Origin of the sequence: Roseinatronobacter alkalisoli (genome assembly GCF_028745735.1) — a bacterium.
Taxonomy (GTDB): Bacteria; Pseudomonadota; Alphaproteobacteria; order Rhodobacterales; family Rhodobacteraceae; genus Roseinatronobacter; species Roseinatronobacter alkalisoli.
This window is the reverse complement of record NZ_JAQZSM010000013.1, coordinates 106,628-119,860: the sequence shown is the minus strand read 5'-3', so window position 1 is coordinate 119,860 and position 13,233 is coordinate 106,628. Positions and strand designations below refer to the sequence as shown.

The window sequence follows — 13,233 nt, the reverse complement described above, 5'->3', positions numbered from 1 at the left end:
GCACCATCAGACCCCATGGCAGGAAATCTACCGCTCCCATGTCGGCCAACTCGCCGAAGGCGGCTGCCTCGAACTCGCCACCGCCTATCAACGCATCCGCCAAAACCTGCCCCGCGATAATCATTGACCTGATCCACAAGACGGGTGGTTCTGGCCTGAAGGGGACGTTGACCTATGCACAAAGCCCGCGCCAGCGGTGGGCCGGGGGCTGCCGGTCCTGCGTTCAAAGAATGCAGTTTATGCAGGCGGCATCTTTCTGAACCCAAAGGACTGAACTGCCCTTGGGTCATCGGCAGGCCGCGGGACGGCCCACCGATGGCGCGGCGGCCTGCGGCCTTTGCTCCGCGCCTTTGGGAATTTCCCCAAATGTCCCCTTCAGGCCAACAGCCACACGCGACGGGGCCGTTTCAGGCGGACCCCATCCTGCGCCCCCCCATCCTGCGCCCATTGTTTAGCCCAGGTATCCGGCGGGCCGGTTTCACAGGCGTGCTGATAGATGATCAGCGTTGTTCGCGGTCCGCAATCCGTGCGTCCCACGCCTGCAGTATCTGCCCCAGATTGCCCTCAATGCAGGCGGCCAGCGCATGGACTTTCTGCGCGACCTCTCTCCCCAGTGGTGTCAGGTCATAATCCACATGCGGGGGCACAACCTGATGCGCGGTGCGGCTGACGAAACCGTCTTCTTCCAGCAGGCGCAGGCTTTGGGTCAGCATGCGTTCCGACACCCCGCCAATGCGGCGGCGCAACGCACTGAAGCGCAAAGTCCCGTCCTGCAGCGCGATCATGACCAGCACACCCCAACGGCTGGTGACATGGTTCAACACCGTACGTGACGGGCATTTTTCGCTGAGTACGTCAGGGGGCATGTCCTTGGGCATTCAGAATTTCCATACTTACAAAAATGTTGGTACTTCCCTTTCGTAAGTATTCGTCTATCTGGGGCGTGTCAACAAAAACACAAAGGAATCTCTCATGACCATCGCCATCACCGGTGCCAGCGGCCAGTTGGGCCGCATTGCCATTGCACATCTGAAAACCCTGACCGACGCTGCCGGGATCGTGGCGCTGGCGCGCGATCCGTCCAGCGTTGCCGATCTGGGCGTCGCAGCGCGGGGTTTTGACTACACCCGCCCCGAAACCCTGCCCGACGCACTGGCGGGTGTGCAGACCCTTGCGCTGATTTCGTCAAGCGATTTCAACGACCGTGTGGGCCAGCATCGCAACGTGATCGAGGCCGCGCGCGCCGCAGGGGTCGGGCGCATCATCTATACCTCGATCCTCAAGGCGGATAGCTCGCCCATGTTGATCGCACAGGATCACCGGTTGACCGAAGAAATCATCGCCGCGTCCGGCCTGTCGGCCACGATCCTGCGCAATGGCTGGTATACGGAAAACTGGACTGGTACGCTGGGCGCGGCCCTTGATGCCGGTGCGCTGATCGGATCGGCGGGATCGGCGCGTTTCACACCGGCCACACGGCGCGACTTTGCCGAAGCCCTGGCGATTGTGGCGGCGGATGCGACCCATGCGGGCCAGACCTATGAACTGGCGGGCGACGAGGGCTTCACCCTTGCTGAACTGGCCGCCGAAACGGCCCGCCAGAGTGGCAAGGCGCTTCCCTATAACGACCTGCCCGGTGATGTCTATCAGGGCATTCTGGAAGGTTTCGGCCTGCCAGCAGGTTTTGCGCATATGCTGGTCGATGTCGATCTGAAAGCCGCAGATGGCTGGCTGGAAGATGACAGCCACACATTGTCGCGCCTTCTGGACCGTCCGACCACCCGCATGGCTGATGCCGTGACTGCGGGTCTTGCCTGATACATGGCGACCGGTCCCGTTGCAGGGGCCGGTCACCTGCCACATGTCAGACCTGTCCGGCGGGCGCATGCCATTGGTCGCTTCAGGCAGGCTTGTCCCCGCCCGGAAACACCTCCGACACCCGCTTTAGTATCTGGTCAGCCCGCCGCGCTGCGCCCCAGCATTGGCTGACGCCGCAGATGCGTCAGGCTGCGCCACAGCCATTCCCAGGGCCCATAGATAAAATGCCTGAACCACAGATGCGCAAAGCAACTGAGCAAAAGGAATATCCCCACGGCAATCGTCGCGACGGCAAGCGTTCCTGTCTGGCCGATCAACCGGAAACCCCAGCCGTAAAACAGAACCTGTCCAAGGATTGACGCGCTCAGATATCCGGTCAGACTCATCCGTCCCAGTGGCGCCAGCAGCGCCGCCAGCCTGCCCGCGCGCGCGTCATGAAGGGCAGCCGTCAGCACCATCAGATATCCCAGCGCCATCAGCGGTGTTTCCAGGTAAAGCAGGAACCAGACGCCCTGCGGCGCATCCATCAGCCGCAAGACCAGCCCCCCGCACAACCCCATCGCCAGGCACAGCCCACCCCCCTGCAACAAACGCCCGCGCAGCGCTGTAATACGGGCCAGCAGGCCGGTTTTCCCGACCGCGAGGCCCAGCAGGAAAAGGCCCGACAGCATGAACAGGCGCAGAAGCAACATGCCGGTTGATGCGTCTGCGGCCCCTGCGATCATGCTTAGATTCTGGCTGACCGTATCGGCATAATGCGGCGAGGCGAAGGCCCGCAGGCTGTCGTCGCGCCCTTCCGGCACCGGCGCGGGCGGATCGATCCCGCTGAACGCCAGAATAACCGGCCCTGCCAGTATCAACCCGATGCCAAGCGCGAAAATCGCGCGTTGCGACAGCCGCGCCGCCAGCGGCAGCAGCAGGCCAAGCGCGGCATAGGTCATCAGGATATCTGCCCAGAACAGAAATATGGCATTGAACACCCCGATCGCGCCCAGCACCAGAAATCTGCGCATGACCTGTGCAAGCGATGTGTCCGTCCGCGCGGCGGTACGTTGCAGGATCATGCTGAAACTCAGCCCGAACATGAAGGAAAACGCCGCAAGGGCCTTGCCGTCAAAGAACACATCCAGAAAGCCCCATGCCGCACGATCAACCGCACCAAGCATTTCGGCGCGCGCATCCGGCTGCAGATAGGCAAGGCCGGAAAGGGTCAGCATGTTCATGATGACAACGACCCCAAGCACCAGCGCGCGCACAGCGTCGATGCGGTCATCCCGGTAATATTGCGACGCGGCCATATCTTCGTCCCCTTCTGCGCAGGGACCGGACACCCGATGCCCGTTCCTGATCAGGGAACAAGTTTATCAACCGGGTCATCAATGGCCAGTTTGGGGCCAGCGGCATGGGCCGGATGGGCAGAAATATGCCAAAATAGTGGGGATGCCCGGCAAGCGGCCCGCGCGTTTCATGTCCCCGCGGGGACATGTGGATTTTACCTGCCCGGGCCTGTCGTCACAGCCGTATCAGCGGCATTCGTTGATAATACCGCGCAGGAAGGCTTCGCAGGCGTCAAGCTGGTTCGCCGCCACGAATTCATCCGGCTGATGGGCCTGCCCGATGGAACCGGGACCGCAAATGACAGTCGGGATATTGGCCATTTCGTGGAATAAGCCGCCCTCGGTCCCGTAAGCAACCTTGATGCTGTCATTGCGGTTGGCAAGCCTGCGCGCCGTCACTGCGACCGGCGCATCCACTGCCGTATCCAGCCCCGGATAGAAAGAGGTTACTTCAAGGCTTATATCCGCCGCAGGGTCAATGCGCTGCATATCCGGCAGCAACGTTTCCGCAATAAAGATGCGCACCTCATCCACCAGCGCATCGGCATCTTCCTGTGTCAGCACGCGGAATTCAAATTCCGTGACAAACCGCGCAGGAACGATATTCAACGCGGTCCCGCCATGGGCGGTGCCGACATGTGCAGTGCTGTGGGGCGTGTCATACATGGGGTCGCGCAGCCCCTCTGTGGCCAGCCGGTGGCCGATGGCCTGCATATGGGCAATCAGCCGCGCGCCATATTCGACCGCATTGACAAATTGCGGCGCACGCGATGAATGGCCCGTCGTGCCGGTAAACGTGGCGCGCAGGCTGCGTTTCGTCTTGTGGCCGATGCAGACCTGCATCAGCGTCGGTTCCCCCACGATGCAGGCCATGGGCTGCACCGGTTCGGCCATCACCATGCGCAGCAACCCGCGCACGCCCAGACAGCCGATCTCTTCGTCATAGGACAGCGCCAGATGCACCGGGCGGGCCAGCGCGGCATGCTGCAATACCGGGGCGAGGCCCAGACAGCAGGCGATGAAACCCTTCATGTCACAGGTGCCGCGGCCATAGAACCGGCCATCGCGTTCGGTCAGGCGGAACGGGTCGGTCGTCCAGTTCTGCCCATCCACCGGCACCGTGTCGGTATGCCCCGACAACACCCAGCCGGGCACATCCGCAGGGCCGAATGTTGCCCACAGGTTGGCCTTGGTTCCGGTCGCATCATGCACACGGCGACAGACAGCGCCGTGCCGGGTCAGCCAATCTTCGGCCCAGTCGATCAGCGGAAGGTTGGAATTGCGGCTGGTCGTGTCGAAACCGATCAGGGCCTTCAGGGCGGTCTGCGTGGCAGCACTTGGCATCAGAAATCTCCCTTTTGGGTCTGGTTGGCCCGCGCGCGTACCATCGCCATGAAGGCAAGCGTGGCTGGCGAATGGCGCGTCCCGATGGGCGAAAGAAAACTGGTCTGCAATGTGATTGTCGGTTCAAACGGGCGGGTGGTCAGGCTGGCGTCCAGCCGCAGGGCGGTCGGAAATGGGTTGATCAGTGCCACCCCCAGCCCTTCGCGCACCAGTTCCGCAGCCGATACGACAGTCGCGGTTTCGATTGTTATGCGCGGTTGCACCCCGGCAGCCGCCAACGCACGATCCTTGGCGACGCGGGCCGAATGGCGGCGGGTCTGCGCAACATAGGCCAGCCCGTCCAGATCCTCGGGCAGGATGACCTGCTTCGCCGACAGCGGGTTTTCGCGCCGCATCAGGCACACGACATGCGATGCGCGGAACGGCTCCACCCGGACCGCCGCATGGTTCGGCTCGGCGTCAGACAAGGCAATGTCAACGCGGCCTTCGGCAACCTGGGTGACAAGGACATCGCTGGACAACACATCGATCAGGATCGTCTGATCAGGATAGCGGCGGGAAAAATCAGCGACCGGACCGGGCAGGAACCGATGTGCGATGGTGGGCGGTGCCGCAATTCGCAAGGGCACTGTCGGGTCAGGCGCACGCCGGTCAGGGTTCTCAATCCGGTCCAGTGCATTGAACAGCACATCCAGTTCCGCATCTATCCCAAGGGCTTCGGAGGTGGGCAGCAGGCGCCCCCCTTCGCGCGCAAAAAGCACGCGGCCCAAACGCTCTTCGAGTTGCGCTACCGTCCGGCTGACCGCTGGCTGTGAAATGCCCAGCACATCTGCTGCTGCGGTTGTCGTTCCTGTGGTGACAATTGCGCGCAGGACACGCAACTCCCGCAGTCTGATGTCAGACCCGTCATTTTTGCTGTTATCTTCAGGCACCGCTACAGCCTATGCGTTTTGGTTATGATGTTTTCTATTTACAATGCTATTAATGCATCATAGCATTTAACGCAAGAGCGGCCTGTAGCTGGTCATGCGCTGGCGCGGTTCGTTCTGTCAAAAGACAAAGATGATACCGTGCGCATTGCGTGCGAGAATCGCAAACAGGGAGCTACCAATGCCCAATACTTCATCACGCGCATTTCTGATGTCCGCCAGCGCAGCGCTTGCGCTGACAGCGGGCGCGGTCAGTGCTGATACGCTGCGGATCGGGCTTGCATCCGAACCAACATCCGTTGACCCGCACTACCACAATCTGGGGCCGAACAATGCGCTGGCCCGCCATATATTCACGCCCTTGATCGAACAGGACGCCCAACAGCTTCTGAATCCCGGTCTTGCAACGGAATGGGAAGCCGTGGATGACACCACCTGGCGCCTGACCCTGCGCGAGGGGGTGACCTTTTCCAACGGTGCGCCGTTTACCGCGCGCGACGTGATCTATACCATCTGCCGCATTCCGCTGGTGCCTGACGCGCCGTCGCCCTTCACGCTATACACCCGCGCCATCGCCGGGCTGGAAGCCGAAGATGACCATACGCTGATTGTAACCACAGACGGGCCGGCCCCGCTGCTGCCCAACCAGCTGGCGACATTCGGCATCATTTCGGCCAGCGTTTCAGGTGCCGAAGATGAGGTGAGTTTCGACACCGATGGCTGCACCGGAATCGGCGATGCGCCCGCATCTGCGGAATTCAATGACCCGGCCTTTGCCATCGGCACCGGCCCCTACACGCTGGATGCCTATATCCGGGGCGAGGAATTGCGCCTGACGCGCAATGACAACTACTATGGCGACGCCCCCGCATGGGAACAGATCGTCATGCGTCCGCTGACCAATGCTGGTGCCCGCGTGGCAGCGCTGCTGGCAGGTGACGTGCAGATGATCGAGAACCCGCCAACGCAGGATATCGCCCGGATCGAAGGCGATGGTTTCGTTATTTCATCCGGTCTGTCAAACCGCGTCATCTATATCGCGCTGGATCAGGGCGATGCGCCGACACCGGGTATTGCCGGCGACACCAACCCGTTGCAGGACGCCCGTGTGCGCGAAGCACTGGCGCTGGCCATCGACCGCGAGGCGATTCAGCAACGGCTGATGCTGGGTCTGTCGGAACCGGCGGGCGAATTGCTGCCTGCACCAATGTTCGGCACCAACCCCGACCGCCCCGCGATCCCCTATGACGCTGAGCGCGCACGCGAATTGCTGGCTGATGCGGGCTATCCCGATGGTTTCCAGATCGTGCTGGGCACGCCGAATGACCGCTACATCAACGATGGGGCCATTTCACAGGCAGTTGCGCAGATGTGGACACAGGTCGGCGTGCAGACCGAAGTGGATGCCAAGACTTTCTCGGCCTTTATCGCGGACCGCAATGGTTTCAACTTCTCGGCCTTTCTGGCGGGCTGGGGTGCGGGCACAGGTGAAATGTCGTCACCGCTGGGGGCGCTGGTCGCCACGCGCGACCCCGATCGCAGCCTTGGCGGCACCAATTTCGCCCGCCATTCCAACCCGGATATCGATGACCGGCTGGTAGAAGCGCTGCAAACTGTGGATGACGCTGAACGCGAACGGCTTCTGCGCGAGGCAAGTGCCATCGCAATGGACACATTCGCCATTGTGCCGATCCATTATGAACTGACCACATGGGCGCTGGCGCCCGGTCTGGAATATGAAGCACGCGCAGACCAGTACACGCTGGGTTTTGCGGTCACCCAGGCCGACTGATACCGGGCCTTTTCATATAGGATGCGCCGGGTCTGATCCCGGCGCATCAGCTTTCTTTTGCCAGCGGAGAATATCATCATGGTGGCATATCTGCTGCGGCGTCTGGGCCAGAGTCTGCTCGCCGTGATTGCAATGGCCGTGCTGGTCTTTCTTGGTGTCTATGCGATCGGCAATCCTGTTGACATCCTGATCAATCCCGAAGCGACAGAGCGTCAGCGGCTGGAGATCATGGAACGCATGGGGCTGGACCGCCCCTTGTGGGAACAGTTCTGGGTCTATTTCGGCAACCTGCTGCAGGGCGATTTCGGCCGTTCCTTCGTCTATGGCGAAAGTGCGATGTCGGTGATCCTGCAACGCCTGCCCGCGACGATGGAACTGGCGCTGTTTGCGCTGGTGCTGGCCATCGTGCTGGGCGTGCCGCTGGGCGTGATCGCCGGGCTGAAGCCCGACACAGTGGGCGGGCGCAGCATCATGGCGGGGTCCATTCTGGGGTTCAGCCTGCCGAATTTCTGGCAAGGCTTGATGATGATCCTGATCTTCGCGGTGTTTCTGGGCTGGCTGCCTGCGGGCGGGCGTGGCCAGACCACCGAATTTCTGGGAATGCGGGTCAGTTTCCTGAACCTCGACGGGCTGAAACACATGATCCTGCCCGCAATCAATCTGGCGTTGTTCAAGATGGCGCTGGTCATCCGGCTGGCGCGCGCAGGCACGCGCGAGGTGATGATGCAGGATTATATCAAATTTGCCCGCGCCAAGGGGTTGTCGCATCGCCGCGTGGTGCTGGTGCATGTGCTGAAAAACATCATGATCCCCGTTGTCACCATTCTGGGGCTGGAACTGGGGTCGATGATCGCCTTTGCCGTGGTGACGGAAACAGTCTTCGCCTGGCCCGGCATGGGCAAGCTGCTGATCGACAGTATCAACCGGTTGGACCGGCCTGTGATCGTGGCCTATCTGATGCTGATCGTCTTCCTTTTCGTGCTGATCAACTTTCTGGTGGATCTGCTGTATTCCGTGCTGGACCCGCGTGTGCGGCTGGCACAGCGGGGCACACAATGAGCGATATTTCCATCACGCCCCCCGTGGAGAAGGCCCCGCAAAAAAAGGCTATCAGCCCGCTGCGCGCGGCGATGCTGGATTTCGCGTCCAGCCCGCTGGCAATGATCGGGCTTGTGGTCATGGTTGTTATGGTACTGGCCGCAATATTCGCACCATGGATCACGCCACAAAACCCTTATGACCTGTCGCAACTGTCGATCATGGACAACAACCTGCCGCCGGGGTCCGAATCCTTTGGCGGGCAGACCTATTGGCTGGGCACCGATCCGCAGGGCCGCGACATGCTGTCGGCCATTATCTATGGCCTGCGGATGAGCCTGATTGTCGCTGTCACCGCCACGCTTTGCGCGCTGGCAATCGGCATGGCGATGGGCATCACCGCGGCCTATTTCGGCGGGCGGATTGATACGCTGATCATGCGGGTGGTGGACCTGCAACTGTCATTTCCCGCGATCCTCGTGGCGCTGATCCTGCTGGCCATTCTGGGCAAGGGCGTGGACAAGGTGATCATCGCGCTGGTGATCGTGCAATGGGCCTATTATGCGCGCACGGTGCGCGGATCGGCGCTGGTCGAACGCCAGCGCGACTATATTGCCGCCGCGCGCGGGCTGGGGCTGGGGCATGCGCGGGTGATGTTCCGCCATCTGCTGCCCAACACCCTGCCGCCGCTGATCGTGGTGGCCACCGTGCAGATTGCGCAGGCCATCGCGCTGGAAGCAACATTGTCCTTCCTTGGTGTCGGTGTGCCAGTAACCGAACCGTCGCTGGGCCTGCTGATCGCCAATGGCTATTCCTACCTGTTGTCGGGCGCATACTGGATCAGCGTCTATCCCGGTGTGGCGCTGCTGGTTGCCATTGTCGCGATCAATCTGGTGGGCGACCAGTTGCGCGATGTACTTAACCCCCGTCTGAGGCGCTGATATGACTGCTGTATTGCAGGTCGAAAACCTGAAAACCCACTTTTTCACCCGTGCGGGCGTGGTCCCTGCTGTCGATGGTGTCAGCTTCTCGGTCAACCGGGGTGAGGTGATGGGGCTGGTCGGCGAAAGCGGGTCGGGCAAAACCGTCACCGGCTTTTCCATCATGGGGATGGTGGACAAACCGGGGCGCATTGTGGGCGGGCGCATCCTGTATCAGGGCCGCGATCTGGCCAACCTGCGGGAACGCGAATGGCAGGCCATCCGTGGCCGCCACATTGCGATGATCTTTCAGGACCCGATGATGACCCTGAACCCGGTGCTGAAGATATCCACCCAGATGATAGAAGCGGTTCAGGCGCATGTCCATATCAGCAAACAGGCCGCGCGCGAACGCTGCCTTGCCACGCTGGCGCGGGTGGGTATCCCGTCACCGGCGGAACGGATGGATGCCTATCCGCACCAGTTTTCGGGCGGGATGCGCCAGCGCGTCGCCATCGCCATCGCCCTGCTTCATGACCCCGAGGTGATTGTCGCGGATGAACCGACCACCGCGCTGGACGTGACCATTCAGGCACAAATTCTGGCTGAGGTGCAGAAACTGGCCGAAGGCAGCGGCACTGCGCTGATCTGGATCACCCATGACCTGAGCGTGGTGTCCAGCCTGGCCGATAATATCGCAGTGATGTATGCGGGCCGCGTGGTCGAACAGGGGCGGGCGGCCACTGTGCTGCGCCACCCCGCGCACCCCTATACCCATGGGCTGATCGAATCCATTCCCAGCCGCAACAAGCGCGGGGTTGATCTGGCGCAGATACCGGGCATGACGCCGCCGTTGCTGGACCTGCCGCAGGGCTGTGCCTTTCGTCCACGTTGCCCCAACGCCACTGATGCGTGCCGCGCCGACCAACCGCCGCGCGAAATGCCCACCGGGCAGATGGCGCGTTGCATCCATCCCATGCGCGAGTCCGAGGTGGCGCAATGACCGAAGCGCTGCTTGAAATTGCCAATCTGTCGAAACGCTTCCGCGAAGATCATGATATGGCCGCACGGCTGGCCGCGCGCATGGGCATGGGGCATGAACCCGCAACTGTTCACGCTGTTGATGATGTCAGCTTCAGCGTGGCCCCGGGCGAGGTGGTGGGGCTGGTGGGCGAATCCGGGTCCGGGAAATCCACCATCGGGCGGATGATTGCAGGTTTGCTGCCACCAACGCATGGCACGATCCGGTTTGAAGGGGCAGATATCACCACCCGCAACCGCGCCGAAACCACAGCTGCGGCCTTGCAGATTCAGATGATCTTTCAGGATCCCATGTCCTCGCTTAACCCGCGGATGCGGGTGCGCGACATCATATCCGAGGCGCCAGTCTATCATGGCATCATCACGCAATCGCAGGCGCGGGAATTCGTGGCGCAGATGCTGGAACGTGTGGGCCTTGAACCCACTGCGGGCGACCGCTACCCGCACCAGTTTTCCGGCGGTCAGCGCCAGCGCATCGTGATTGCCCGCGCGCTGGCGGTCAGCCCGCAATTCCTGATCTGCGATGAATCGGTGGCCGCGCTGGATGTTTCTATTCAGGCGCAGGTGCTGAACCTGTTCATGCGTCTGCGGCGCGAACTGGGGCTGGCTTATCTGTTCATCAGCCATGATCTGGGTGTTGTGGAACATATTTCTGACCGGGTGGTGATATTGTATCTGGGCCGTGTGGTTGAAATCGCCCCGACAGATGCGCTGTTTTCCGATGCCCGCCACCCCTATACGCAGGCGCTGCTGGCCGAAGTGCCGCGTCTGTCATTTGAAAAGCGCCGGTTTGAACCGATCAAAGGTGAAATCCCGTCCCCCATGAACCCGCCGCCGGGGTGCCATTTTCACACCCGCTGCCCCTTTGCCGGGCCGCGCTGTTCACGAGAGGTGCCGCGCCTGCGCCAGGATGGCCCGCGCGCCGTGGCCTGCCATCTGGAAGATGGGGGTGTCGCATGACCCTGATCCCGGCGGTGCTGGAAATTCTGGGCACTGACAGCCAGCGCCTGCCGCTGGTGTTTGACAGCCCGCATTCCGGCACTGACTATCCCGCCGATTTCCGCCCCATCGCCGACCCGGCCCTGTTGCGCATGGCCGAGGATACCCATGTCCACACACTGTTTTCGGGCGCGGTGGATGCAGGCGCGGTGCTGCTGCATGCGCTGTTCCCACGTGCCTATATCGATACCAACCGCGCGGCGGATGATCTGGACCCCGCGCAGATTGACGGCACAATGCCGATGACCCTGCGGCCATCTGTGAAAAGCCGCAACGGCATCGGCCTGTGCTGGACCCGCGTGCCACCCGACGGCGCAGCAATGTATGACCGCCCCCTGACCGCGGCAGAGATCACGCACCGCATCACCACATATCACCAGCGCTATCAGACCACCCTGCGTGATCTGCTGGATGGCGCCCATACCCGTTGGGGGCAGGTCTGGCATGTCAATTGTCATTCGATGCCGCATCGCGCCAGCGCCATGTCGCCCGAACCGCCCGGCACAACGCGCGCCGATTTCGTGCTGGGCGACCGGGATGGCACGACCTGCGCCCCCGCCATGACGGAAACAATCCGCGCATTTCTAGCTGCGCGTGGCGTGTCAGTGGGTATTAACGACCCCTACAAGGGCATGGAACTGGTCCGCGCCAATGGTGCCCCGGCCGCCAACCGCCATTCCATCCAGATCGAAATCAACCGCCGCCTGTATATGAATGAGGCCACACGCGAACCCAATGCGGGCTTCGCGCCGTTGCAGGCCCTGTTGCGTGACCTGTCAGCGCATCTGGGCGAATTCGTCACCAGCCAGCTACAAGGGCAATATCCATGACCCCTGCCACCCCCGCCGCCTATCCCGTAGAACTGACCCCGCCCGACATTACCGCCTATGCGGCCGGGAACACCGGCATCCCCTATGTCTGGACATTCGACAGCGGCCAGCCCGGCCCCCATGTTGCTGTCACCGCCGTTGTGCATGGCAATGAACCCTGCGGGGCCATCGCGCTGGACTGGCTGTTTGGCAACAACGTGCGCCCGGTGCAGGGCAGGTTGTCGCTGGCCTTCATCAACATTGCCGCCTATGAGGCGTTTGACGCAGCCAATCCCAATGCCAGCCGCTGGGTGGATGAGGATTTCAACCGCCTGTGGTCGCCGGGCGTTCTGGACGATCCCGACCGCAAGCTGACCGTTGAACTGGCCCGCGCGCGCGAAATCCGGCCATGGCTGGATACTGTTGATCTGCTGCTGGACATCCATTCGATGCAGCATAAGACCGAACCACTGACCATTGCCGGGCCGCTGGCGAAAGGCCGCGATCTGGCGCGCGCTGTCGGCACGCCCGCAGTTGCGGTCAGCGACCATGGCCATGACGAAGGCGTGCGTATGCGCGACTATGCGGATTTCGCCAACCCGGCATCGGGACGCAATGCGCTGCTGGTGGAATGCGGCCAGCATTGGGAAACCCCCGCCGCCGATATCGCGCTGGACACAACCCTGGCCTTTCTGGCCGCAACCGGCGCGGTGCCGCAGGATTTTGTCGCCGCACACCGGCCATTGCCAGTACCGGAAAACATGCGTTTCTACGAAGTATCCGGCCCGGTAACAATCCAGACGGACAATTTCCGCTTCGCCGAAGACTGGCGCGGGTTTGAACATCTGCCGCAGGGCGCACTGATCGGCCATGACGGCGCGCGCGAAATCCGGGCACCGCATGCCACCACTGTCCTGATCATGCCGTCTGCCCGGCTGTGGCCCGGCAAGACCGCTGTGCGGCTGGCACAACCGGTGGATGTTGCCTGACATACTGGTGGTTTGTCTGAACAATACAGACTGAACCCACGCCAGGCCATAGCGGAAGGCCGGTTGAACCCGGCCCACGGGTGGCGCAGGCTTTGCGCGCGCATCAACACCCGGTTTCCGACCAGATTAAACATGATCCTGTCATGTCATCACGGGCCAGTTCCTGCCCGTGAATGGCACCCCCACAAGGCCCATGCGCGTTATTCGCGGGAACGGA

Annotated in this window: 12 protein-coding genes; 8 read left to right on the top strand and 4 right to left on the bottom strand. The window is 62.0% G+C overall.

From position 1 onward, the window contains the following. Window positions 1–500 precede the first annotated feature (500 nt). The gene (locus PUT78_RS14210) at window positions 501–878 is read right to left on the bottom strand and encodes a winged helix-turn-helix transcriptional regulator (RefSeq protein WP_274352936.1); all 378 of its coding nucleotides are present in this window, start codon (window positions 876–878) and stop codon (window positions 501–503) included. A 94-nt stretch (window positions 879–972) separates the two neighbouring features. On the opposite strand from PUT78_RS14210, the gene PUT78_RS14205 reads away from it, so the two are divergent. Next, window positions 973–1,818, top strand: coding sequence for an SDR family oxidoreductase (locus PUT78_RS14205; protein WP_274352935.1), 846 nt, complete (start codon window positions 973–975; stop codon window positions 1,816–1,818). 137 nt (window positions 1,819–1,955) lie between these two features. On the opposite strand, the gene PUT78_RS14200 is transcribed toward PUT78_RS14205, so the two are convergent. From PUT78_RS14200 to PUT78_RS14190, 3 genes are all read right to left on the bottom strand, one after another. After that, window positions 1,956–3,116 carry a DUF418 domain-containing protein gene (locus tag PUT78_RS14200; protein WP_274352934.1) on the bottom strand — a complete coding sequence of 387 codons (1,161 nt, stop codon included), beginning with the start codon at window positions 3,114–3,116 and terminating at the stop codon, window positions 1,956–1,958. Between the two features lie 225 nt (window positions 3,117–3,341). Then, the gene (argE, locus tag PUT78_RS14195) at window positions 3,342–4,499 is read right to left on the bottom strand and encodes an acetylornithine deacetylase (RefSeq protein ID WP_274352933.1); all 1,158 of its coding nucleotides are present in this window, start codon (window positions 4,497–4,499) and stop codon (window positions 3,342–3,344) included. Further along, on the bottom strand, window positions 4,499–5,431 hold the full coding sequence (locus PUT78_RS14190) for a LysR family transcriptional regulator (RefSeq protein WP_274352932.1): 933 nt from the start codon (window positions 5,429–5,431) through the stop codon (window positions 4,499–4,501). The genes argE and PUT78_RS14190 overlap by 1 nt, the downstream gene beginning before the upstream one ends. Before the next feature lie 178 nt (window positions 5,432–5,609). Between PUT78_RS14190 and PUT78_RS14185 the strand changes: the two genes are divergently transcribed. The 7 genes from PUT78_RS14185 (at window position 5,610) to PUT78_RS14155 (ending at window position 13,016) form a co-directional block, all read left to right on the top strand. Continuing rightward, on the top strand, window positions 5,610–7,220 hold the full coding sequence (locus PUT78_RS14185; RefSeq protein ID WP_274352931.1) for an ABC transporter substrate-binding protein: 1,611 nt from the start codon (window positions 5,610–5,612) through the stop codon (window positions 7,218–7,220). A 78-nt stretch (window positions 7,221–7,298) separates the two neighbouring features. Beyond that, window positions 7,299–8,279 (top strand): ABC transporter permease, encoded by a 981-nt coding sequence (locus tag PUT78_RS14180; RefSeq protein WP_274352930.1) that lies wholly within the window; start codon window positions 7,299–7,301, stop codon window positions 8,277–8,279. Then, the gene (locus PUT78_RS14175; protein WP_274352929.1) at window positions 8,276–9,199 is read left to right on the top strand and encodes an ABC transporter permease; all 924 of its coding nucleotides are present in this window, start codon (window positions 8,276–8,278) and stop codon (window positions 9,197–9,199) included. The genes PUT78_RS14180 and PUT78_RS14175 overlap by 4 nt, the downstream gene beginning before the upstream one ends. A 1-nt stretch (window position 9,200) precedes the next feature. Next, window positions 9,201–10,181: an ABC transporter ATP-binding protein gene (locus tag PUT78_RS14170; protein WP_274352928.1), complete on the top strand. Its 981-nt coding sequence runs from the start codon at window positions 9,201–9,203 to the stop codon at window positions 10,179–10,181. Further along, entirely contained in the window at window positions 10,178–11,179 is a 1,002-nt protein-coding gene (locus PUT78_RS14165; protein ID WP_274352927.1) for an ABC transporter ATP-binding protein, read from the top strand. Before PUT78_RS14170 ends, PUT78_RS14165 begins: the two co-directional genes overlap by 4 nt. Further along, window positions 11,176–12,048: an N-formylglutamate amidohydrolase gene (locus tag PUT78_RS14160; RefSeq protein ID WP_274352926.1), complete on the top strand. Its 873-nt coding sequence runs from the start codon at window positions 11,176–11,178 to the stop codon at window positions 12,046–12,048. The genes PUT78_RS14165 and PUT78_RS14160 overlap by 4 nt, the downstream gene beginning before the upstream one ends. Beyond that, entirely contained in the window at window positions 12,045–13,016 is a 972-nt protein-coding gene (locus PUT78_RS14155; protein ID WP_274352925.1) for a M14 family metallopeptidase, read from the top strand. Before PUT78_RS14160 ends, PUT78_RS14155 begins: the two co-directional genes overlap by 4 nt. Window positions 13,017–13,233 lie beyond the last annotated feature (217 nt).